Source organism: Roseomonas sp. WA12, from assembly GCF_054165765.1.
This window is the reverse complement of the sequence record NZ_CM135108.1, coordinates 176,230-196,927: the sequence shown is the minus strand read 5'-3', so window position 1 is coordinate 196,927 and position 20,698 is coordinate 176,230. Positions and strand designations below refer to the sequence as shown.

Genomic DNA, 20,698 nt, shown 5'->3' with positions numbered 1-20,698 from the left:
CTTAAAGATATCCTTATGACGCGTTGGTCCCGCGCGAGCGGGTGAAAAGGGAACGCCGTGCGGCCTGACCCCCATCCCGGGGTGAGGGCCAAGTCGGCGGCTGCCCCCGCAACTGTCAGCGGCGAGCCGCGCGTCCATCCGCCCCCGACAGGGCGGGGCCACTGGGGAAACCCGGGAAGGCAGGGCGTGCGGTGGTGACCCGCGAGCCAGGAGACCTGCCAGCGCATCAACCTCTTTCAGCCGGCGCGGGGCGCGTCCGGTGGAGAAGAACGATGCGCGTCATCCCCCCGGGCGATCCCCCGCCACCCCGTTCGGCCCCGGCCACCCTTCGCCGCTGACCCCCTGCCATGACGGACGCCCCGGTGGGCGCCCTTCCCTCTCCTTGCGTGCGGCTCTGCGCGCTGGATGGGGACGGGATGTGCCGCGGCTGCTTTCGCCTCCTCGACGAGATCGCCGCCTGGCCACTCGCCGATGACGTGGAGCGGCGCGCCATCCTGCTGCGCTGCACCCTGCGCCGTCACATCCGAACGGACGACGAAACATGACTGCTACGAATCTCGGCTTTCCCCGCATCGGCCTGCGGCGCGAGTTGAAGACCGCCCTCGAATCCTTCTGGGCGGGTAAAACGCCAGAGTCGGATCTGCGCGCCACGGCCGAGGCGCTGCGCCTGCGCCACTGGACCCTGCAACGCGATGCCGGGATCGACTGCCTGCCCGTCGGCGACTTCTCCCTCTACGACCATGTGCTCGACACCGCCTGCGCCGTGGGTGCCATCCCCGATGGCTATGGCTGGGCGAAAGGCGGGCCGGTCTCGCTCGAAACCTACTTCACCCTCGCGCGCGGCGAGCGCGGTACGGTTGAGGCGTGCGGGCACGCGCATGGCAACACTGCCAAGGGCGCGCCCGCGCTCGAGATGACGAAGTGGTTCGACACGAACTACCACTATCTCGTCCCCCTCCTCCGCCGCGGGCAGGAATTCGCGCCCACCGCCTTCCCCGCCGTGGAGGCCTATGAGGCGGCGAAGCAGGCGGGCTTCAACGCGCGCCCCGTGCTGCTCGGCCCCGTCTCCTTCCTGCTGCTGTCCAAGATGGCGGAGGGAGAGGGCGATCCGCTCGATCTGCTGCCGGGGCTGCTTCCGGTCTATGCCGAGACGCTCAGGCGCCTAGCCGCCGCCGGCGCGCGCTGGGTGCAGGTCGACGAGCCCTGCCTCGTACTCGACCTGCAGGACAAGACGCGACTGGCCTTCGCCACCGCCTATGCCACGCTGGCCGGCGTCGCGGCGCCGCTCTCAGTGATGCTCACCACCTATTTCGGCGGGCTGCGCGACAATCTGGAACTGGCGCTGGCGCTGCCCGTGCAGGGGCTGCATCTCGACCTGGTGCGGGCGCCGGAGCAGCTCGCCACCGCGATCGGCAAGGCGCCGCCGCGCATGGCGCTATCGCTCGGTCTGGTGAACGGGCGCAACGTGTGGCGCACCGACCTGCGCGCCGCCTTCGGGCTGCTGCGCGAGGCGGCAAGCGAGCGGCGCGCGGAGACGCTGATGGTGGCGCCCTCCTGCTCCCTGCTGCACAGCCCGATCGACCTGGATGGCGAGACCGCGCTCGACCCGGAGCTGCGGGGCTGGATGGCCTTCGCCAAGCAGAAGCTGGGCGAGGTGGCGATCCTGGCGCGCGGCCTGCGGGACGGCGCACTTGCCATTGAGGCCGAGCTGGCCAAGAGCGACGCGATCCAGGCCGCCCGCCGCGCCTCCGCCAGGCTGAACGACCCGGCCGTTGCCGCGCGCCTCGCCGCCGGCACGCCGGAGGATGCGCGCCGCGCCTCCCCCTACTCCGCTCGCCAGGTAGCGCAGCGCGAGCGGCTGAACCTGCCCGCCTTCCCCACCACCACCATCGGCTCCTTCCCGCAGACCGCCGAAGTGCGGGCTGCCCGCGCCGCCCGCAAGCGCGGCGAGACGACGCAGGAGGAGTACGAGGCCTATCTGCGCGCGCAAATCGCGAACTCCGTGCGCTGGCAGGAGGAGGCGGGCATCGACATGCTCGTCCATGGGGAGTTCGAGCGGAACGACATGGTCGAGCACTTCGCCGAGTTCCTGGAGGGTTATGCCTTCACGAAGAACGGCTGGGTGCAGTCCTACGGCTCGCGCTGCGTGAAGCCGCCGGTGATCTTCGGCGACGTCTCGCGCCTCACGCCCATGACGGTGCGCTGGAGCGCCTATGCGCAATCCCTCACCAGCCGCCCGATGAAGGGCATGCTCACCGGCCCGGTGACCATGATGCAATGGGCCTTCGTGCGGGACGACGTGCCCGCCGCCACCGTGCGCCGCCAGCTTGCCTACGCGCTGCGCGACGAGGTGGCCGATCTGGAAGCGGCCGGCATCGCCGCCGTGCAGATCGACGAGCCCGCCATCCGCGAGGGCCTGCCGCTGCGCGCAGCCGACCGCGCGAGCTACCTGGGGGATGCCGTGGAGTGCTTCCGCATCGCGGCTTCCGCGGTGCGCGACGCGACGCAGATCCACACCCACATGTGCTACTCGGAGTTCAACGACATCATCGCCTCCATCGCGGACATGGATGCCGATGTCATCTCCATCGAGACCGCACGATCCCGCATGGAGCTGCTGGAGGCCTTCGCGGTGTTCAGCTACCCGAACGAGATCGGCCCGGGCGTGTGGGACATCCATGCGCCGCGCGTGCCCGAAGCCGAGGAGATGCGCGGCCTGCTGCAGGTTGCAGCGCAGCGCATTCCCGCGGAACGGCTGTGGGTGAACCCGGATTGCGGGCTGAAGACGCGCGGCTGGGCGGAGGTTCGGCCGGCCATCGCGAATATGGTGGCGGCGGCGCGCGGGCTGCGGGCGCAGGCGGCGGAGTGAAGCAAGGCTGGGGGGAGATATCCCCCCAGACCCCTTTCTATTTTTGCCTTGTAGCGCTCGTGCGCCATCGGCACCGGTCCGACGACAAACTCGGAGAAAAAGGAGGGGTCCGGGGGAGTTCCTCTCTCCCGGCCTTCCTTCACCAGGTCAGCTCAGCGACGCTGATCCGGTTCTCCGCCAGTGGCCAACCGCGCGCCACCACGCGCTCCTCGTTGAACACGCCCACGACAGGCCGCCCGATCTCCGCGACGGGCAGCCGCGCAACCACGGTGGACCCGGCCGGCACGCCGCGCGGCACCTCCGTAGGCTCGCGCCCGTCCAACAGCACGACATCGCGCGGAATGCCGAAATAGCCGCGCGGGCGGTTGAAGCGCACCACCGCGCCCGCGCCCTGGTCCGCGGCGGCCGGCGGTGCGGCCGGGCGCAGGTTCACCACGTCGGAGGAGCGGGGAAAGGGGCTGCGGTAGATATGCGTGATGGGATGGTCCGGCGCCGCCACAACGAATTCGAGCAGCCAGTGCGGGCCGACCTGCAACGGGCCCCAGCGCCCGTCCTCGCCGGTCATCTTCGCGTGGATCGGGCCCCGCCTGCGCTCGCCGGTACCGGGCTCCACGCGATAGACCTCCACCATCGCGCCAGCCACCGGCCGGTTGGTTTGCACGCCGCCGGGGGTGCCGGTGACGCGGCCATTCAGCACCACGCGATCCTCCGGTACCACGTCCAGCCGGTCGGGCTCGCGGCCGGCGATAAAGCGGTACATCTCGCGGAAGGCGCGGGCGGAATAGGCCGTCTCGCGGTGATCGACACCGGGGAGGACGAGGTTGGTCGCGCCGCGCAGCTCCGGGCTGTCGTAGCCGACGCCGGTGGGCACGCCGGGGCGACCGGCATAGCGGCCGTCGGGTTGCGCGTAGAGATCGTTGGCATCCGAACGCAAGGTGAGAAAGGCAGTGCCGGGCACCACCTGACTCTCGCCGCCGTTCAGCCTTTGCAGCAGGTCGGAGCGCCGGTTGAACTCGCGGTTTCGGCCGGGCTCCCAGTCATAGATGCCGTTGTTCGGCGTCCCGCAGGTAATGACATGGGACACCTCGGACCCACCGCCATGCCACTGCACATGGTTGCGGATCGGGTAGCCGCCGCGGGAGTTCCCAACCAGCGCCACGCGTGCCGCGCCGGTACGGCCCCGCAGCGCAGCAATCTCCTCAGCCAGCTCGCCCCATGCCTGGTCCGAGGAAGAGCGGCGGGGCTGGGGTACGGCATCGTCGTCCCGTGCCAGCGGGTCGGTGAAGTCCAGCGCGCGCAAGCGGTCGCGCGGCCATGCGTTGCTCTCGAAACGCCACAGCATCGTCATCCACAGCGCCGAATGGTCGCCATTGCCGTGCACGAACAGGATCGGGGTCAGGGCGGCCTCCTGGGCATGGGCATGGGTCCGGACGACTTCTGGCAGCAACGGGGCAAGCGCCAGGGCGCCCAGCAGGGTGCGGCGGTGCGATGTCATGAACGGCCTCCCGAGGTCTCTGGCGGCACCCTAGCCGCACCGCGCGGGATGGGAACCCAAGGGTGTCTCGCTTCGTCGCGCACTCCAGGAACTCTGGGCAGAGCTGAAAATATCGCTCTTCGCGCATCTGGTCTCGACCCCGGTCAGTACAAAGTAAGAAAGGCCCCTTACAGGGGAGGGAATACCATGCTTGATGCGTCTTCCTCGCCCGGGTGCCGCACTGAGGTCCCCTTGTGCGGTGTCACCTATGTTAGCGAGAGCCTAATCTTCGGATCCGAGGCTGGCTGGGCGGCGGAGATCGAGCAGATCCTGCACTCCTCCTGTCGATGGAATGCGGGAATGGGCATCACCGGTGCCCTGCTGATGACGGAGAACCGCTTCGTGCAGGTGCTGGAGGGTGCGGCCCCTGCCATCCTCCTTTCCATGGACCGGATCAGCAGCGACCCGCGCCACCGTATTCTGCGCATGGAGAAGCGGCAGTTGGACCGCCGGCGCTTCGCCGCCTGGTCCGTGGCCTTTCTCGGCCGCGATGACGAGGTACCCGCCCTTCTTGCCCCCGCCAGGTCCTTCGCCTCTGGGCAGGATGCCGCCCCGGTGCTGGCGCTGATGCACTACCTGGTGCGCGAACCAGCGACGGGCTGAAGGCCCCGCTACCGCGCCGAGAGGGCCTCGAACACGCCGCCCTCCATGCGCCTGTTCTCCACATGCCGGGCGTGCCACAGCGCCCAGAACAGCAGGTGCCAGGCGGCGAAGCCTTCGCGCTTGCCGGCGGCGGCGCGGAACAGGGGCAGGATGCGGTCGGGCCGCGCGATCTCGGCCACGCCGGGCTGAGCAGCCACCAGCGGGGCGAGCCGCTCGGCGGCGCCGGCGATCCAGGCGCCCACGGGCACGGTGAAGCCCTGCTTTCTCGAGAACGGATCGGCGGCCGGGAACTCCCGCGCCAGCCATTGCCGCAACAGCCACTTGCCGCGGCCGTCGCGCACCTTCATCGCGTCCGGCAGGCGCCAGCAGGCCCGCGCCACGCCCTCGTCCAGGAAGGGCACGCGTCCCTCCACACCATGGGCCATCAGGCAGCGGTCGAGCTTCGTGAGCAGGTCATTCGGCAGCCAGTCCGCGATATCCAGCGCCTGCGCGGCCTGAAGACGGGTGCGGCCCGGCATGGCGGCGGCGACCTCGGCAGCGGCCAGCCCGTCGCGCCAGGCGCGCGGGGCCTCACGCAGCACATCCAACCGGTCGAAGGCGCCATGGGCGCGCATCGCCTTGCCGCCGAGCCACCAGGGCCGCATCGCGGCGCGGTGGCGGCCATAGCCGGCCAGCAGCTCGTCCCCGCCCTCGCCCGAGAGCACCACCTTCACCTCCTGCCGCGCCCGCCGCGCCAGGAACCAGGTGGGGATGATGGCGTAGTCGGCCGCTGGATCGTCCATGGCGCCGACGATGTCGGGCAGGTGGCGCCAGACCTCGGCCTCATTCACCGTGATTGTCTCGTGCCGGGCGCCGGCCGCGCGCGCGACATGCGCGGCGCGCTCGCGCTCGTCCGCGGCGCCTCCCTTCTGGGAGTTGGGGACATCGAAGCCGGCGGTATAGGCCAGCACGGGGCGGTCGTTCAGCCGGGCCATCATCGCCAGCACCGCCGCGCTGTCCACGCCACCCGAGAGGAACATGCCGTAGGGCACGTCGCTGCGCTGGTGCAGGTCCACGCTCCCCTGGAAGGCGGTACCGAAGCGATCCAGCGCCTCGGCCTCCGTGATCGCCTCCGGCCCGCCCTCCGGCAGGGCATTGCGGCGCGCGCGCTCCAGCACCGCGCCATCGCCCAGCACCACTGTCTCCCCGGGCAGGACGCGGCGGATGCCCTCGAAGATCGTCTCGGCGCCGGTGGTGAACTGGAGCTGCATCAGCTCCTCCCGCGCCTCCGTGCGGATGCGCGGCTGGATCAGCCCGGTCGCAAGGATGGCCGCGGGCTCGGAGGCAAAGGCGATGCCGTTCGACACCTGCGCGACATAGAGAGGCTTGATGCCGAAGGGATCGCGCGCCAGCACCACGCGCCGTGCCGCGCGGTCATGGATGCCGAAGGCATACATGCCGCGCAGTGCGTCAGTGAAGCGCAGCCCGTCGCGGCGCCAGAGATGCAGTGGCGGCTCGCAATCCGATCCCGTGCTGCAGATCAGCGCGTTTTCGGTGCGCAGCTCGCGGTAGTTGTACACCTCGCCATTGCCGATCAGGGCCGCGGCGCCGGCGAAGAGCGGCTGGTCGCCACCGGCCAGGTCGATGATGGCCAGGCGCGTGTGCGACAGCGCGACGCCGCCTGACACATGATGCCCGTGCCCGTCCGGCCCGCGATGGGCCAGCGCGCCCGTCATGCGGTCCAGCACCGAGAGGTCGGGTGACTGGCCGGCCTTGAGGACGATCCCTCCGATCCCGCACATGCCTTCAGCCCCCCGATTTGTGCGGCTGCAGCGTGGGTAGCAGCGCGCGCCAGCGCGCCAGCACCGGCGCCTCCGCGTGGTGCAGCTCGAAAACCGCACGGCCGCCCTCGGCCAGCGCCGCCGCGCGGTCCGGGTCGGCGATCAGGTCCTTCACGGCATGGGCAAGGGAGTCCGGGTCGTCCACCGGCACGATCAGCCCGGTCTCGCCATCCGCGATCAGTTCCTGCGGGCCCGGTGTGGCGGTGGCGATCACCGGGACGCCTGCCGAGAAGGCCTCCAGCACCACATTTCCTAGCGGCTCCTGGCGGGAGGAGAGGACGAAGAGGTCGCAGGCGGCCAGCAGCGCGCCCGTGTCCTCGCGCCATCCCAGCAGCGCCAGCCGATTCTGCACTCCAAGCGAATGTGCAAGCCCTTCCAGCGCCGCGCGCTCCGGCCCGTCCCCTGCGATCGAGAGATGCGCCTCCGGCACCAGGGCAAGGGCCCGGATCAGCGTGTCGAACCCCTTGTTCTTGTGCAGCCGGCCCATGGCAAGCAGCTTCACCTGCCCGGGCGACGCGGGCAGGGCGGCCGGTGCCGCCTCCGAGAAGTCCGGTGCGAAGTTCGGCAGGTGATGGACCCGCGCCGCATCCCAGCCCTGGGCGATAATCCAGCGCACCAGGTCCCGCGTGTTCGCCACCAGATGGTCGCAGCGACGATAGTAGGAGAGGTCGTAATACCCTCCCAGCCGCCCGACCAGCACCCAGGACCCGGGATAGGCGAAGCGCGCGGCGCGGTTCATCCAGGCCACCGCGACGTCCGGGCGGAAGTCGTGCAGCGCCTTGTCCAACTGCGGTGCGGTGAACAGGTCGAAGGGCCCGCCGAAGCGCAACTCCACGGGCTCGAGCCCGCCGGCGCGCAGCCGCGCGGCACGGCCGGGATCGCGTCTCATCACAGGCAGCACCGTCTCGCCCGCGCCGTGCAGGGCGATGGAGACGCGCTCGTAGAAGGTCTCGGCGCCGCCCATCGGGGCGCCGGCCATGATCTGGGCGATTCTCAGCGGGCAGTCCTCATTCCGGCCGGTGCCTGTCCGGCTCCAGCCTGGCCTTCAGATGCGACAGCAGCGGGAACAGGCCCGTGCAGAAGGCCAGGAGCACGCCCCAGCCCCCTTCCCGCCAGCCGCCCTGCCCCAGAAGCGAGCCGAAGAAGCGGCCAGGAAAGGCGAGGAGATGGCCCGGCAGAGAGCCAATCCGGCGGTTGGCCAGCAGGTCGGTTGCCTGATCGGCGGAAAGCCGGTCCAACCGGCGCAACAGGCCGGAGATGTCGGGGGCCAGCGTGTGGTGGAGACCGTGGGCGGTGAGCCACTCGCCTTCCGTGCCCGTCCAGTCCTGGCCGGGATTCAGGCGCTGCGACTGCCAGCGCTTCGCGCCGCGGCGGAACAGGATGGGCTTCAGCGTGGCGCCGAAGCCGCCGGCCCAACCGCGGCGGATCAGGCGATCGCCCAGATGGTTGTCGACCCTTACGGGGTGGAAGGCGTGGGGGGATGCCTCGGTCACGCGCCGGATCTCCGCCCACAGCTCGGGCGACACGCGCTCGTCGGCATCGACTTCCAGCACCCAGTCGCCGCTGCAGGCTTCGATGCCGGCGTTGCGGCGGTCCCCCTCCAGCGGCCAGTTTCCCTCGATCACGCGATGGGCGCGCTTCCAGGCGATGGCCAGGCTCTCATCCGTGCTGCGGTCCAGCACCACCACGATCTCGTCAGCTGGCGCCAGGCTCTCGAGGCAGGCGGGCAGCCGGGCCTCCTCGTTGCGGGCAACCACCAGGGCCGAGATGCGGGTCATGCGGCCTTCCTGACTCGTAGGACAGGCATGGTCACGCCGAGACCGGCGTGGGCAGCAGCGCGCGGGCGGCATCCAGCGCCTGCTCCACGCCCAGCCCCTCCATCCTGCCATCGGCCGCCACAACGGCGCGGGCGGCGCGGCCGACCGGAGCGTACTCCCCCGCCGGCGTCGGGCCGAACAGGCCGAGCGTGGGCGCCCCCGTTGCGGCGGAAAGGTGCATCAAGCCGGAATCATTGCCGATGAACAGGCGGGACCGCGCGAGCAGCGCCGCCGCTTCCGGCAGGGCGAGCCGCCCGACCAGGTCCAGCGCCTGCGGCAGGGCGGCGATTACGGGGGCGGCCATGGCGCGCTCCGCGTCACCCGGGCCGCCGAGCAGCACGGGCCGCGCACCCGCCAGTGGGGCATCAGGGGCAGTCAGCGCTTCGGCCAGGGCCACGAAGCGCCCGGCCGGCCAGACCTTGCCGCCCCAGTTGGCGGTGGGCCCCAGGGCCAGGATGGGGCGGTCATCGCCCAGCAAGGCGCGCACCCGCGCGGTGTCCTCGGGCGCGAACCAGGCCACGGGCGGGGGCGGCGGGTCCAGCCGCAGCACGCCCGCGATATGCCCGATGCGGTGCCCGGGCCGCCGGCCGCCGCGCATCACCGCCCGCCGCCGCGCCGGTACCAGCCAGCCCAGCGCCGAGCCGCGCAGGTCCACCACCAGGTCCCAGAGGGTGGTCGAGACCTGGGACCAGAGGTCCAGCCAGTGCAGCGAGAGCCGGCGCTTGGTCACCACAATGGTGCGCTCCCGCCCGGGCATGCGCGCGAAGACACCCTCGGCCACTGGGCCGCAGGCAATGGTGATCCGCGCCCCCGGATTGGTGCGGATCAGGTGGTCCAGCAGGCCGGTGGAGAGCACGGCGTCGCCGATCCGGGTGGAGGTGACAAAGAGGATCCGCATGGGCTGGGCCTGTGTAGCACGTCCGGCGCCGGGATGGGCCAGCCGCGAGGCCGGCCCCCGCCCGGTTCAGCCGCCCGACGCGCCGCGAAGCGCCAGCAGCGGCACCAGCGCCGCCAGGGCCACGAGCACGGACCAGTATTCCATCCGGATCCAGAACAGCTTGTGCAGCCGGTGGAGCAGCACGCGCTCCCCAGTCGCCGGATCCACCAACTCCCGCGGCGGTCGGCTGTTCATCCGCCGCCCGACCACCCAGTTCACTGCCGCTGCCGCGAACAGGCCGATGCTGAAGGAGACGAAGGCCAGGTCCGGGCGGCCGATGGCCTGCAGCAGCCATTGCACCAGCGCGCCGACGGCGACAGCGGTACCGAGCACGACGGGGACGACGAGGATGCCCCAGCCCGACCAGATGACAATCAAAGGGGTCTCTCCCGCAGTTGGGCAGGACTGACCACGCCGCGTCGCCGCCGGCAACCGTCACGGCTTGCGCCGGAGGGCGCGGCGCCCGATCTGCCGGGCATGCCCAGCGCCCCCCTCCCCGACCGCGGCCTGCTCGAGATCGCCGGCCCCGACCGCGCCACCTTCCTCCAGGGCCTCGTCTCCAACGACGTTGCGATCTTGGGGACTGGCATGGCCCCTGAGATGGTGTGGGCGGCGCTGCTCTCGCCGCAGGGCAAATGGATCAGCGACTTCCTGGCCTTTGAGGCCCCCGCCCTGGCCCCCGATGCCATCCTGCTGGACCTGCCCCGGGCCGATGCGGCCATGGTGGCCGAACGCCTTTCCCGCTTCCGCCTGCGCTCGAAGGTGACGCTGACGGATCGCTCGGGCGAAGTGCCGGTCGGCGCCGTTTGGGGTGAGGAGCCGCCCATGGCCGCCCTCGTCCGCCGGGACCCGCGGCTGGAAGCGGCGGGCTGGCGGATCTACGGCACGGCGCTGGAGGGCGATCCCACCGACTATGACCGCCATCGCCTGGAACTCGGCCTGCCCGACGGCACCCGGGACCTGGACCGCGACAAGACCGTGCTGCTGGAGGCCGGCTTCGACGAGCTGCACGGCATCGCCTGGGAGAAAGGCTGCTACATGGGGCAGGAGCTGACGGCCCGTACTCGCTACCGCGGGTTGCTCAAGCGCCGGCTGGTGCCGGTAGCGGTGGAGGGCCCGCTGCCGCCGCGCGACGCGCCGGTGACGCGGGACGGCGCGGTGGTGGGCGAGATGCGCTCCGGCCTTGATGGCCTCGGCCTCGTGCTGCTGCGGCTGGAGGCGGCGCGCGCCGATGCGCTGGCCTGCGGGGACGCTGTGCTGCGCCCCAGCCTTCCCGCCTGGATGCGGCTGCCCGCCCCCGCGGCCTGATCCGGCGGCTGGCTGCTCCCCCGGGATCTGCCGCGAGCGACGGTTCAGCCGCCCCGCGCCCTTCGCGGGCCGCCGGATCCGCCGCGGCCGGGGCCCTTCCCCGGCGCCCCACCTCCCCAGCTCCTCCGCGGCCCTCCACGGCTGCGCGATGGCATCTCTCCGCCGCCAGACACCGCGCGCACCCGCCCGGAGGGGCTGGCGGCGAGCACGGCCTCAATCCACTCGTTGAGCCGCCGGCTCTCCTCCATCGCGCCGTCGATGTCGCGATAGGTGTCTGGGTAGCGCAGCGCCATCCAGCGCCAGGCGACGAGGCGGCGGTGCACCTTCTCGGCCAGCTGCAGCGCATCCTGCCCCGCGCGGTCCGGCGGCGGCAGCTTGCCGGCGCGGGGCGGCGGCACGGCCAAGCCCAGCCCCTGCTCCACCGCCCAGTCCGCCAGCCGCTGGATGCCGTCGTCCCGCTCGTCCACGGGGCACAGCGCGTAGGTCCAGCGGTCCATCAGCGACAGCTCGCGCACGCCATCCACCTCGGAGGCGATGGCCAGCTGGGTCGAAAGGTCGCCGAGGCGGTAGTTCGGGTCATCGCGCCGGAGCACCGCGCGCTCGATCCGGCGAAGGGTGCCGAACAGGCTCTCGGTCCCGATCTCGGCCGCCACCGCGGCGATGATCTCCGCATCGGGCGCGACCGGGGGGCGCAGGTCGGTCGGCGGTTCCGGCGCGGCGCGCAGGGCGCGGGCGATGTCCTTCGGGTCCCCGCCCCCCGCGAGCACGGCGACCACCCCCTCCGCATGCGCGCCGCCGAAGCGACCGGCGCGGCCGCCGATCTGCTTGATCTCCTGCACCGTGAGCGGGCGGTCCTCTTTTCCGTCGTATTTGGTCAGGGCCGAGAACACCACGCGCCGGAGCGGGCCGATATTCAGCCCCATGCCGATCGCGTCCGTCGCCACCAGCACCTCCGCCTCGCCTTCGCGAAAGCGCCGGGCCTCCGCGCGCCGGACCGTAGGGCCGAGCGCACCATAGACCACCGCCACGCTCCGCCCGCGCCGCAGCAGCTCGGCACGAAGGGCGAAGACCTCGCGGCGGGAGAAGGCGATCACGGCATCGCCGCGGCCGATCTCGGCCAGCGGCACGGGCGCGGTGGCCGCGGTCAGCGGGCCCATGCGTTCGAGCCGGATCTCCTCCACGGGGTCACCGCACAGCTTGGCAATGCGGTGGATCATCGGCGCGGCATCGGGTGCGCCGAGCAGAATCACCTGCCGCGCGGGCACGCCCATGATGGCCGCGGTCCAGGCCGGCCCGCGATCCGGGTCGGCCAGCATCTGCACCTCGTCGATCACGGCGACGTCCACCGGGTTCTGGAAGGGGCACATCTCCACGGTTGCCGCGGTGTGGCGGCTGCCGGCGACGCGGATGCGCTCCTCGCCGGTGGACAGCGCCGTCGGGATGCCGCGCGCCTCCAGCGCCTCCCGGTACTCATGCGCCAGAAGCCGCAGCGGGCCGAGGGCAATGCCGCTCTCCGCCTCCGCCAGCCGGCTCAGGCCGAAATAGGTCTTTCCCGAATTGGTCGGGCCCAGGCAGGCGATGATCCGGCGATTGAGCGCGCGAGCGGTCGCGAAATGGGCAGCGTAGCGGTCCAGCCCGGCGATGCGGGCAACGGCCGCGTTGCTCGCCCGGCGGGTCTCGGTCCAGGTGCCGCGCTCGGCGCCGGGGCGGTTCCCGGCATCGGCTTCCCGCCAGCCCGGCACCTCCGGCCGCAGCGCCTCCAGCGCGGCGGGGTCGAACTCGGCCTCGCGGAAGGTGCGGCCGCCGCGGCGGGCCTCCACCCGGCGGGCCACGGGCACCAGCCCGGCGCGGATCCAGCGCTCGGCTTCCTCCCGCGTGCAGTCCAGCATGCTCGGCACCGCCTCCGGCCCGACGAGGGAGCTCTCCCAGGTCTTGAGGCGCCGCTCCTCCTCGGCCCGGGTCTCGCGCGCCGCCCGCGAGGCCGCGCGCCGCTCGTCCCGGCGCAGGCGTTCCTCGGCCTCGGCACGGCGGGCGAAGGCGGCGGCGTCGGCCTCGTTCATGCCGAAGGCCTCGGCGACGAGAACGGCGCAATGGGCGACCGTCTCCAGCGAGGGCTCGCGCGACGGCCCCTTCGGCAAGTCCTCGAGCGCCGCCGCGAGCGCGGCTTTCGGGGTGCGGTAGCCGCCCAGCCGCATCACCACGGCCCGGCGCAGGGCCGAGAGCAGTTCCGCCTCACTTGCCTCGGGCTGGTCCACGCCGCTGACGGCCACGTCCAGATCGTCGGCACGCACGGGAAGGGCTTCGACCCGCCTGGTCAACGCGCCCAGCCGCTTGCGCCAGCTGGGGCGGCGGATCTCGATCAGCGCCCGGCGCAGCACCTCCTCCGGCACCGGCGCGGTGCTGCCCACGGCTTCCAGCAGGGCGCGCATCTCCTGCGGCTGCACCGTCAATCCGGCGGCCTGCGCGGCGCTGCGAACCGCCTCGCCTTCGTCATCCGCAACGCGCTGGTGCTGGTCCATGGGGTCTCCGACACAGGCGATCAGGGCATCACGGGCCCGGATCAGGAGGTAAACGCGCGCTTCGGAGCCATGGTTCGGCAGCTTGCGCGAAGGCCCGACGGTCAACTTCGCCGGGGCCGGACAGGTCTAGCCGGTTGCGGGGCTCTGCCCAACTGCCATAGCGTCAGACAGTGCCTCATCCCCTGCCCCCGCTCGTCCTGGACGACACGCCTTCCCTTGCCGACCGTGCCTATGAGCGGCTTCGCGAGGCGATCGTGGACGGCACCTTGCCAGCTGGTCGCAAGCTGTCCGAGCGCAGTCTGGCGGCGGCACTCGCCATCTCCGCACAGCCCATCCGGGAGGCGCTGCGCCGACTGGAGGGCGAGGGGCTGGTCGAGAGCCGTCCGCGCAGCGGCACCTTTGTCGCGGCCCTCGATGACGGGCGGCTGATCGAGATGGGGCGCATCCGCGCGGCGCTGGAAGGGGTGGCCGCCGGCTTCGCCGCCCGCCAGGCGACGCCGGAGGCGCTGGCCGCCCTGCGCGCCCGGCTGGAGGCGATCCGCGCCGCGACCACCCTCGGCGATCCCGCCCGGCTGGCGGAGGCGAACGACGCCTTCCATCTCGCGCTCCATGCCATCACCGGCAACGCGCTGCTGTCCCGCACCCTGCAGGCGCTGCGGGCCTACCACCACATGAGCCGCACCCGTGTCCTCTCCACCCGCGACCAGCGGGACCGGGCGCTGGAGGAGCATGGCGCCGTCCTCGCCCGTATTGAGGCCGGGGATGCGACAGGGGCCGAGGCGCTGATGCGCGCCCATGCCCTGCGCTCCCTCGCGGTCGCCTACCCCGAGGCCGGCGCGGGCTGACCCGGCTGGCCCCTGCTCCCGATCGCGGGCAGGATCGCGCCAAGCCCCTCGGGGCACCAACGGCCATAGGGGTGGGATGTGAGCGCAGCGGGCAGAGACCAGGGTTTGAGGGGCGTGCTGATCGCCCGGCGCGTGCCGGAGGCGGTGGCGGCGCGCGCGCAAAAGGAGTTTGGCGCGGTCATTGCCGATCACGACATGGACGCGGAGGAGGCCCTGGCCGTGGCGGCCGAGCACGGGCTCGCCGCTCTCGTCACCGGCCCGAAGGTGCGGCTGACGGCCGCCCATGCCGCGAAGCTGCCGCCCTGCCTGAAGATCGTTGCCAACACCAGCGTCGGCTACGACCACATGGATGCCGCGGCCTGCAAGGCGGCCGGTGTGCTGGTGACGAACACCCCCGACGTGCTGACGGACTGCACCGCGGACCTCGCCTTCATGCTGCTGCTGAATGCCAGCCGCCGCGCCTATGAGTACGAGGGGATCATGCGCGCGGGCTGGCGCAAGCCCCTTGGCATGCCCGACATGCTCGGGCGCCAGCCCAGCGGCCGCACACTCGGCATCATCGGCATGGGGCGGATCGGCCAGGCCATGGCGCGGCGCGCGCGCGGCTTCGGCATGAAGATCATCTACCACAACCGCAGCCGCCTCTCGCCTGAGCAGGAGGAGGGCGCGGAGTATGTGGCCGACCTGTCTGCCATGCTGCCGCGCTGCGAGTACCTCTCCCTGCATCTGCCGGGCGGCGCGGCCGGCACGCTGATGACCGCCGAGACCTTCGCCCAGCTGCCCCGCGGTGCGATCTTCGTGAACACGGCGCGCGGGTCGCTGGTGGATGAGGACGCGCTGATCGACGCGCTGAAGTCCGGCCAGCTTTTCGCCGCCGGGCTGGACGTGTTCCGCCGCGAGCCGGACTTCGACACCCGGCTGGCGGAGCTGCCGAACGTGTTCCTGACGCCGCACATGGCCAGTGCGACGCTGGAGACGCGGGACGCGATGGGGTTCAAGGCGCTGGACAATGTCGCGGCCGTGTTTGCCGGGCGGGGCCCGTTGGACCCGGTGTGAGAGAGGCTCGGGGGGGAGTTCTCCCGTCGAACGTATAGGTTCGACCCCTTCCTCCATTCCTTCAAGTTTGTCGTCGCGCGGGTGCTGTTGGCACGCCAACGCGACTGACGAAAACCGAAAGGGGTCCGGGGGACACCTCCCCCGGCCTTCCCCTCAGGCGAAGCGGCGGCGCATCGGCGGCCGGCGCGGCGGCGGCTTCGGGCCCATCACCTCGTCGATCTCGGCCTTGGCCTGGTTCACCAAATCGATGAGCAGTGCGGAGCCCTCCGCGGGCTCGACCAGCCGCGGGCGGCCGAGCCGTGCCGGCGGGTGGACCACCACGGAACAGCTGCCATTGCCGCGTTCCTCGATCTCGAGGACGTGCTGGCGGTAGTCGCGGGTGGAGACGACGGTGAGGCGGGCCATGACCCGTGGCTAACGCAAGATACGGGCCGGCGGAAGCGCGGAGTGCGTCATGCCGCCCCTCCGGTCCACGCGCGGCGGCACTCCCAACCCTAGGGGCGCGGCGTCAGAGACGCCGCTCCTCGATCGGCGGCAGGAAGGCGTCGGTGTAGATGTCCTCTACCTTCAGCCGCGGCGTCAGGCCGTAGGCATTCTCCACCGCCGTGATCGCCGTCTGGAAGCGCGCGCGGTCGGGGTTGGAGAGGCCGTTCCGGTTGACGTGGTCGGAAATGACCTGCTCGTCCATGCTGAGGGCCTGGCGCTGGGTCTCGATCGCCACATCCGTCAGCGGCTCCACGCGCTTGAGCATGGCGATGCTCTCGTCGCGGTTCTTGTTCGCGTAGATGAGCGAGCGGAACAGCGCCCGCTGGGCGTTGCGCACCAGCTCCGGGTTGCGCTCGGCAAAAGCCTTGGTGGTGATGAAGGCGGTGCCAAGCAGATCCAGCCCGTGGTCGCGGTAGTACATCACGCGCTGCTGCGGGAAATCGAGGCCGAGCGCCTTCAGCGACATGCCGGCCGAGGTGATGGCGCCGGTGATGCCGTCCACGCGCCGCTGCGCCAGCATCGGCTCGCGCAGCTCCGGGCTCACCGTCATCCAGTTCACCTTCGAGGCATCCACCCCCGCGGCCCGCGCGAAGGCGGGGAAGAGCTGACGGCCGGCATCCGACTCCGGGGCGGCCAGGGTACGGCCCTCCAGGTCCTTGGGCGTGCGCACCGGCCCGTCGGCGCGGGAGATCGCGCAGAGAAGCGAACGGTCGCCCCACATGGCGGTGGCGATCAGCCCCGCATTCGGATTCTCGGCCATGAACTTGATGACCGGGTTGATGTCCGCCTGGCCCATCTCATAGGCGCCGCTCGCGATATCCACCGGCGTGCGGCCGGAGCCGAAGCCACGATCCACCGTGGCGTCGATCCCGACCTCGCGAAAGAAGCCCTTCTCGCGCCCCATGATGGCGTAAGCGTTCGGTCCCTGCTTCGCCCAGTCGAGCGCGAAGCGCAGCTTCTGCAGGGGCTGGGCGCGCGCCAGGTTCGGCATGGCCAGCCCCGCGCCGAGCAGGGCGGCGCCCCCAGCGAAGATGCGCCGGCGAGACAGGTGCTGAGCCAGGTTCTGAGACAGCTGCGGCGCCATCGGAAATCCCTTCATGCCGGGATCGGATGCCCGGCCCTTCGATCCCGGCAGCAAAAAGGGTGCCGGGACCCTTTTGGCAAGCCCCTTCGGCGGTCCCCCTCCCTGCCCGGGTCTTGCATGGCATGATCGATGCGGGGCCGCCGGGCCCGCGCCGAAGAAGAGGCCCGTCCCATCGATCCCTGCACACTCACAGCCGAAGGCATGGTCCGGCTCTACCATCGCGGCGCCCTCTCTCCCGTGGAGGCCACCCGCGCCGTCCTCGCGCGCATCGCGCGGCTAAACCCCGAGCTGAATGCCATCATCACGGCCGATCCGGCCGGCGCGCTGGAAGCGGCGCGGCGCAGCGAGGCGCGCTGGCGGGAAGGTCGCCCCGCCGGCCCGCTGGATGGCGTGCCGCTGACGGTGAAGGACAACATCGCAGTCGCCGGCCTTCGCTGTTGCTGGGGCAGCGCGGCCTATCGGGACCACGTCCCCCCCAGGGACGAGCTGCCCGTGGCGCGACTTCGCGCGGGCGGCGCCGTGATCCTGGGCAAGACGAACGTCCCCGAATTCACCCTGGAGGGCTACACGGACAATGCCGTCTTTGGCCCCACCCGCAATCCCTGGGACCCGAGCCTGACCCCAGGCGGGTCCAGCGGCGGGGCGGTGGCGGCGGTGGCCTCCGGCATGGGCCCGCTGGCACTCGGCACGGATGGTGGCGGCTCCATCAGAAGGCCGGCCTCCCATGCCGGGCTGGTGGGGCTGAAGCCCACCCCAGGCCGCGTGCCGCGCGCGGATGGGTTGCCTCCCATCCTGCTCGACCTCGAGGTGATCGGCCCGATCGCGCGAACGGTGACGGATGCAGCGGCGCTGTTGGGTGCGATTGCCACGCCAGCCCCCGTGCAGGACCCGGCCTCGCGCGGAATGCCGCCCTTCGCGCCGCCCACCCATGTCCCGCGCCTCCGCATCCGCTACGTCCCACGTTTCGGGGACCACCCCGTCGATCCCGGGATCGCTGCTTCCGTGGCGCGCGCGGCCGCGCGGCTGGCAGGTCTCGGCCATCAGGTGGAAGAGGGCCCGGTGCCCTTCGCGGTGGAGGAGGTGCTGCCGCTTTTCTCCACCATTGCCGGCGCCGGCCTTGCCTGGCTGCTGGGCAGCCTGCCCGGGAAGCCGGCGCCCGCCTCCCCTGCCCTGGTTGCGATGGCCGCGGCCGGGCAGGCCATGCCGGCCTCCACCCTGATGGCAGCGCTGGAGGCGATGGCTGCCTTCCGCCGCGCCATGGCCGCCTTCCTGACCACAGGGTGCGACGCCGTCCTCACCCCTGCCGCCGCCGCCCTGCCCTGGCCGGCCACGGACTCCCACCCGCCCCGGATTGACGGGCGGGAGGTCGGGCCGCGCGGTCATGCCGTGTTCACCAGTTTTGCCAATCTTGGTGCCCTGCCGGCGATCGCCCTGCCCTGTGACCTGGTGGCGGGCCTGCCTGTCGGCTTCCAGCTTGTCGCCGCGCCGGGGGCGGATGCCGTGCTGCTGGCCGTGGGCGCGGAATACGAGGCCGCGCATCCCTGGACCGACCGCTGGCCCGGTCTTTGCCCCTGATCCAACCCCCCGGAGGCGCGCCTTGCCGAGACTGACTATCCATCGCCTGTCCATGGCGCATCCGGGCGACGTCAGCGCGCTTCAGGGACTGATCGAGCGCGGCAGTCTGCCCGCCAGCCAAATCCGCGCCGTGATCGGCAAAACCGAAGGCAATGGTGGGTTGAACGACTTCACCCGCGGCTATTTCACCCAGTCGCTGATGCATCTCCTCTCCCGCGCCACCGGCGAGCGCGCAGAGGAGCTGGCGGAGCGCATCCCCTGCGTGCTCTCGGGCGGCACCGAGGGCGTGCTCTCGCCCCACTACATGGTCTTCGCCGTCGATTTCGCGGCGGAGGGTGCGGAAGGGCTGGCCATCGGCACCGCCTTCGGCCCGCCCGTCGCGGCCGGGGATGTGGGGAACGACACCCAGATCGCGCGCGTGGCCAGGGCCGTGCGCGCGGCAATGGCGGATGCAGGGATCACGGCGCCCGACCAGGTCGCGCTCGTGCAGGTGAAGTCGCCGGCGGGCGGACCGGGGCTGCTGCTGCGCTCCGTCGCGGGCGGCGCCATGGGCGCGGCGCTGGCGCTGGGCGACGTGGCGGCCGACCGCGCGCTCAGCGACGCCCTGCTGGAACGGCCGGAGCTGTTCTCCTCCCGCGTCAGTGCCTCCGCCGGGGTGGAGGTGATGCGCGACGAGGTGGTGGTGTTCGGCACCGCGCCGGGCTGGGCGCCGGGGCTGCGCATGGCCGTGCGCCCCATGGCGGATGCGTTGGACCTCGCGGCCGTGCAGGCTGCCTTCCGCGCCGCCGGGCTCAGCACGGAGCCCGACGTGCCCGCCGCGCAGCGCGCGCGCATTCGCGCCGTGCTGGCCAAGGGCGAGCCAGACCGCCGGCACCATCTGCGCGGCCAGCGGCACACCATGCTGGGCGATACGGATCTGGACGCGCAGCGGCATCTACGCGGAGCTCTCGGCGCCGTCATCGCGGCGGTGGCAGGGGATGGACGCATCTTCGTCTCGGGCGGGGCTGCGCATCAGGGGCCGCCCGGTGGCGGTTTGGTCGCGGTGATCGCGGAGGAGGCTTGATGCGGATCGGGATCATCGGCAGCGGCGTTGCGGGATCGCTTCTTGCCGAAGGGCTGCGCGGCGCGCCCGGCCATGAGGTGACGGTGTTCGAGCGCGCGGCCACCGGCGAGCATGCGGAGGCAGGAACCGGCCTCAACCTTGGCCCCAACGCGCTGAAGGCGCTGCGCCTGCACAACCCCGCGCGGTACGGCGCGCTGCGCGCCGCCTCCCTGCCCTGGCGCCGCTGGACGGTGGACCTGGCCGACGGCACGCGCCTTCTCGACCTCGACATGCTCGACGTGGCCGAGGAACCAGGCGTGCGTGTCCGCTGGTCCGAGCTGTACCGCGTGCTGCGCGAACCGCTTCAGGACATCACGCGCCAGGGCCATGCGATGGAGGGATTGGAGGAGGATGCGGCCGGGCGGCTCGTGCCTGTTTTCCGGTTGTCCGACGGCACGCTGGTCCGCGATGGCGGCTTCGACCTGCTGGTAGGCGGCGACGGTCGCTACAGCCGACTTCGCGCGCTCACATCAGGCGACCCGCCCGTGGAGCAATTCGGCATCTGCATCTGGCGCATGCTGGTGAGCAATGCAGACGATTGCCCCTTCGACGATTACGGCCAGTGGTTCGAGGGCTCCAACCGCCTCCTCGCCTTCCGGGTGCCGGGGAATGCCGTCTACATCGCGGGTGCCTTCCGCCTGACCGATGGCGCGGAAATCCCGGATTACGCGCGCCGCGCCTCCTACCAGCGCGCGCTGTTCACCCCATCATCCGGCATCCCGAGCCCGGAGGTGGCCTGGATGCTCGGCCGCATCGAGGCGCAGTTCGAGGAGATCCACTGGGCCCGCATGCAGGACGCCCCGGTGCTGCGCCATGCGGCCGGCGGCCGCGCCCTGTTCCTGGGCGATGCCGCGCAGGCGATGATCCCCACGCTCGGCCAGGGCGCGACCATGGCAATGGAGGACGGGGTGCTGGCCGCGGCCGTGCTGCGCGCGGGTGGCGATGCGGCGGCGGTAGCCGCGCTGCGGGATCCCCGTGTGGACTTCGTGCGGGCCCTGTCGCGCGAAGCAAGCGACACGGTCCTCGGTGCCGATCCCATTACAGGCACGCGGAAGAAGGGGGAGCCGCCTTTCCTCGATGCGCTTCGGCGCCTTTACACGGAGGTGCCGGAAACGGTGTGAACGGCAGGGAGAATGCGTCCTC

At 71.8% G+C, this 20,698-nt stretch carries 18 protein-coding genes and 1 riboswitch; of the genes, 9 read left to right on the top strand and 9 right to left on the bottom strand.

What is annotated here, in order from left to right; genetic code table 11:
- Window positions 1-7 precede the first annotated feature (7 nt).
- Window positions 8-237, top strand: a riboswitch (cobalamin riboswitch).
- A 110-nt stretch (window positions 238-347) separates the two neighbouring features.
- Together ACVBD7_RS00905 and metE are read left to right on the top strand one after the other, a co-directional pair.
- Entirely contained in the window at window positions 348-545 is a 198-nt protein-coding gene (locus tag ACVBD7_RS00905; protein WP_458095641.1) for a DUF1289 domain-containing protein, read from the top strand.
- On the top strand, window positions 542-2,869 hold the full coding sequence (metE, locus tag ACVBD7_RS00900) for a 5-methyltetrahydropteroyltriglutamate--homocysteine S-methyltransferase (RefSeq protein ID WP_458095640.1): 2,328 nt from the start codon (window positions 542-544) through the stop codon (window positions 2,867-2,869). Before ACVBD7_RS00905 ends, metE begins: the two co-directional genes overlap by 4 nt.
- A 139-nt stretch (window positions 2,870-3,008) precedes the next feature.
- On the opposite strand, the gene ACVBD7_RS00895 is transcribed toward metE, so the two are convergent.
- On the bottom strand, window positions 3,009-4,364 hold the full coding sequence (locus ACVBD7_RS00895) for a hydrolase (RefSeq protein ID WP_458095639.1): 1,356 nt from the start codon (window positions 4,362-4,364) through the stop codon (window positions 3,009-3,011).
- On the opposite strand from ACVBD7_RS00895, the gene ACVBD7_RS00890 reads away from it, so the two are divergent.
- On the top strand, window positions 4,284-5,006 hold the full coding sequence (locus ACVBD7_RS00890) for a BLUF domain-containing protein (RefSeq protein WP_458095638.1): 723 nt from the start codon (window positions 4,284-4,286) through the stop codon (window positions 5,004-5,006). The genes ACVBD7_RS00895 and ACVBD7_RS00890 overlap by 81 nt on opposite strands.
- A gap of 8 nt (window positions 5,007-5,014) precedes the next feature.
- On the opposite strand, the gene asnB is transcribed toward ACVBD7_RS00890, so the two are convergent.
- From asnB to ACVBD7_RS00865, 5 genes are all read right to left on the bottom strand, one after another.
- Window positions 5,015-6,787, bottom strand: coding sequence for an asparagine synthase (glutamine-hydrolyzing) (gene asnB, locus ACVBD7_RS00885; RefSeq protein WP_458095637.1), 1,773 nt, complete (start codon window positions 6,785-6,787; stop codon window positions 5,015-5,017).
- Window positions 6,788-6,791: 4 nt separating this feature from the next.
- Window positions 6,792-7,805: a glycosyltransferase gene (locus ACVBD7_RS00880; RefSeq protein ID WP_458095636.1), complete on the bottom strand. Its 1,014-nt coding sequence runs from the start codon at window positions 7,803-7,805 to the stop codon at window positions 6,792-6,794.
- Window positions 7,806-7,833: 28 nt separating this feature from the next.
- Window positions 7,834-8,604 (bottom strand): glycosyltransferase family 2 protein, encoded by a 771-nt coding sequence (locus tag ACVBD7_RS00875; protein ID WP_458095635.1) that lies wholly within the window; start codon window positions 8,602-8,604, stop codon window positions 7,834-7,836.
- A gap of 31 nt (window positions 8,605-8,635) precedes the next feature.
- The gene (locus ACVBD7_RS00870) at window positions 8,636-9,541 is read right to left on the bottom strand and encodes a glycosyltransferase family 9 protein (protein ID WP_458095634.1); all 906 of its coding nucleotides are present in this window, start codon (window positions 9,539-9,541) and stop codon (window positions 8,636-8,638) included.
- A gap of 66 nt (window positions 9,542-9,607) precedes the next feature.
- Window positions 9,608-9,958 (bottom strand): hypothetical protein, encoded by a 351-nt coding sequence (locus ACVBD7_RS00865; RefSeq protein ID WP_458095633.1) that lies wholly within the window; start codon window positions 9,956-9,958, stop codon window positions 9,608-9,610.
- 99 nt (window positions 9,959-10,057) lie between these two features.
- Here ACVBD7_RS00865 and ygfZ point away from each other — a divergent pair, with 99 nt between their 5' ends.
- A complete protein-coding gene (ygfZ, locus tag ACVBD7_RS00860; RefSeq protein WP_458095632.1) occupies window positions 10,058-10,888 on the top strand; it encodes a CAF17-like 4Fe-4S cluster assembly/insertion protein YgfZ in 831 nt (276 codons plus the stop codon).
- 44 nt (window positions 10,889-10,932) lie between these two features.
- On the opposite strand, the gene ACVBD7_RS00855 is transcribed toward ygfZ, so the two are convergent.
- Window positions 10,933-13,407, bottom strand: a complete 2,475-nt coding sequence (locus ACVBD7_RS00855) for a helicase-related protein (protein WP_458095631.1) — start codon at window positions 13,405-13,407, stop codon at window positions 10,933-10,935.
- Window positions 13,408-13,577: 170 nt separating this feature from the next.
- Here ACVBD7_RS00855 and ACVBD7_RS00850 point away from each other — a divergent pair, with 170 nt between their 5' ends.
- A complete protein-coding gene (locus ACVBD7_RS00850; RefSeq protein WP_458095630.1) occupies window positions 13,578-14,252 on the top strand; it encodes a GntR family transcriptional regulator in 675 nt (224 codons plus the stop codon).
- Window positions 14,253-14,366: 114 nt separating this feature from the next.
- A complete protein-coding gene (locus ACVBD7_RS00845; RefSeq protein ID WP_458095629.1) occupies window positions 14,367-15,308 on the top strand; it encodes a 2-hydroxyacid dehydrogenase in 942 nt (313 codons plus the stop codon).
- A gap of 153 nt (window positions 15,309-15,461) precedes the next feature.
- Here ACVBD7_RS00845 and ACVBD7_RS00840 read toward each other — a convergent pair whose 3' ends face one another.
- Window positions 15,462-15,713, bottom strand: a complete 252-nt coding sequence (locus tag ACVBD7_RS00840) for a hypothetical protein (protein WP_458095628.1) — start codon at window positions 15,711-15,713, stop codon at window positions 15,462-15,464.
- A 103-nt stretch (window positions 15,714-15,816) separates the two neighbouring features.
- Entirely contained in the window at window positions 15,817-16,878 is a 1,062-nt protein-coding gene (locus ACVBD7_RS00835) for an ABC transporter substrate-binding protein (RefSeq protein ID WP_458095627.1), read from the bottom strand.
- 129 nt (window positions 16,879-17,007) lie between these two features.
- Between ACVBD7_RS00835 and ACVBD7_RS00830 the strand changes: the two genes are divergently transcribed.
- Genes ACVBD7_RS00830 through ACVBD7_RS00820 form a run of 3 tightly spaced genes read left to right on the top strand, consistent with a single transcriptional unit; the run spans window position 17,008 to window position 20,676 of the window.
- On the top strand, window positions 17,008-18,453 hold the full coding sequence (locus ACVBD7_RS00830; protein ID WP_458095626.1) for an amidase: 1,446 nt from the start codon (window positions 17,008-17,010) through the stop codon (window positions 18,451-18,453).
- A 22-nt stretch (window positions 18,454-18,475) separates the two neighbouring features.
- Window positions 18,476-19,516, top strand: coding sequence for a ring-opening amidohydrolase (locus tag ACVBD7_RS00825; RefSeq protein ID WP_458095625.1), 1,041 nt, complete (start codon window positions 18,476-18,478; stop codon window positions 19,514-19,516).
- A complete protein-coding gene (locus tag ACVBD7_RS00820; protein ID WP_458095624.1) occupies window positions 19,516-20,676 on the top strand; it encodes an FAD-dependent oxidoreductase in 1,161 nt (386 codons plus the stop codon). Before ACVBD7_RS00825 ends, ACVBD7_RS00820 begins: the two co-directional genes overlap by 1 nt.
- Window positions 20,677-20,698: the final 22 nt, after the last annotated feature.

What these genes read in the sequence shown, in the direction of transcription:
- ACVBD7_RS00840 (WP_458095628.1), bottom strand. Translation starts at nt 15,713, where the DNA reads ATGGCCCGCCTCACCGTCGTCTCCACCCGCGACTACCGCCAGCACGTC.
- ACVBD7_RS00895 (WP_458095639.1), bottom strand. Translation starts at nt 4,364, where the DNA reads ATGACATCGCACCGCCGCACCCTGCTGGGCGCCCTGGCGCTTGCCCCG.
- ACVBD7_RS00905 (WP_458095641.1), top strand. Translation starts at nt 348, where the DNA reads ATGACGGACGCCCCGGTGGGCGCCCTTCCCTCTCCTTGCGTGCGGCTC.
- ACVBD7_RS00820 (WP_458095624.1), top strand. Translation starts at nt 19,516, where the DNA reads ATGCGGATCGGGATCATCGGCAGCGGCGTTGCGGGATCGCTTCTTGCC.
- ACVBD7_RS00890 (WP_458095638.1), top strand. Translation starts at nt 4,284, where the DNA reads ATGGGCATGGGTCCGGACGACTTCTGGCAGCAACGGGGCAAGCGCCAG.
- metE (WP_458095640.1), top strand. Translation starts at nt 542, where the DNA reads ATGACTGCTACGAATCTCGGCTTTCCCCGCATCGGCCTGCGGCGCGAG.
- ACVBD7_RS00855 (WP_458095631.1), bottom strand. Translation starts at nt 13,407, where the DNA reads ATGGACCAGCACCAGCGCGTTGCGGATGACGAAGGCGAGGCGGTTCGC.
- asnB (WP_458095637.1), bottom strand. Translation starts at nt 6,787, where the DNA reads ATGTGCGGGATCGGAGGGATCGTCCTCAAGGCCGGCCAGTCACCCGAC.
- ACVBD7_RS00835 (WP_458095627.1), bottom strand. Translation starts at nt 16,878, where the DNA reads ATGGCGCCGCAGCTGTCTCAGAACCTGGCTCAGCACCTGTCTCGCCGG.
- ACVBD7_RS00880 (WP_458095636.1), bottom strand. Translation starts at nt 7,805, where the DNA reads ATGGCCGGCGCCCCGATGGGCGGCGCCGAGACCTTCTACGAGCGCGTC.
- ygfZ (WP_458095632.1), top strand. Translation starts at nt 10,058, where the DNA reads ATGCCCAGCGCCCCCCTCCCCGACCGCGGCCTGCTCGAGATCGCCGGC.
- ACVBD7_RS00830 (WP_458095626.1), top strand. Translation starts at nt 17,008, where the DNA reads ATGCGGGGCCGCCGGGCCCGCGCCGAAGAAGAGGCCCGTCCCATCGAT.
- ACVBD7_RS00870 (WP_458095634.1), bottom strand. Translation starts at nt 9,541, where the DNA reads ATGCGGATCCTCTTTGTCACCTCCACCCGGATCGGCGACGCCGTGCTC.
- ACVBD7_RS00875 (WP_458095635.1), bottom strand. Translation starts at nt 8,604, where the DNA reads ATGACCCGCATCTCGGCCCTGGTGGTTGCCCGCAACGAGGAGGCCCGG.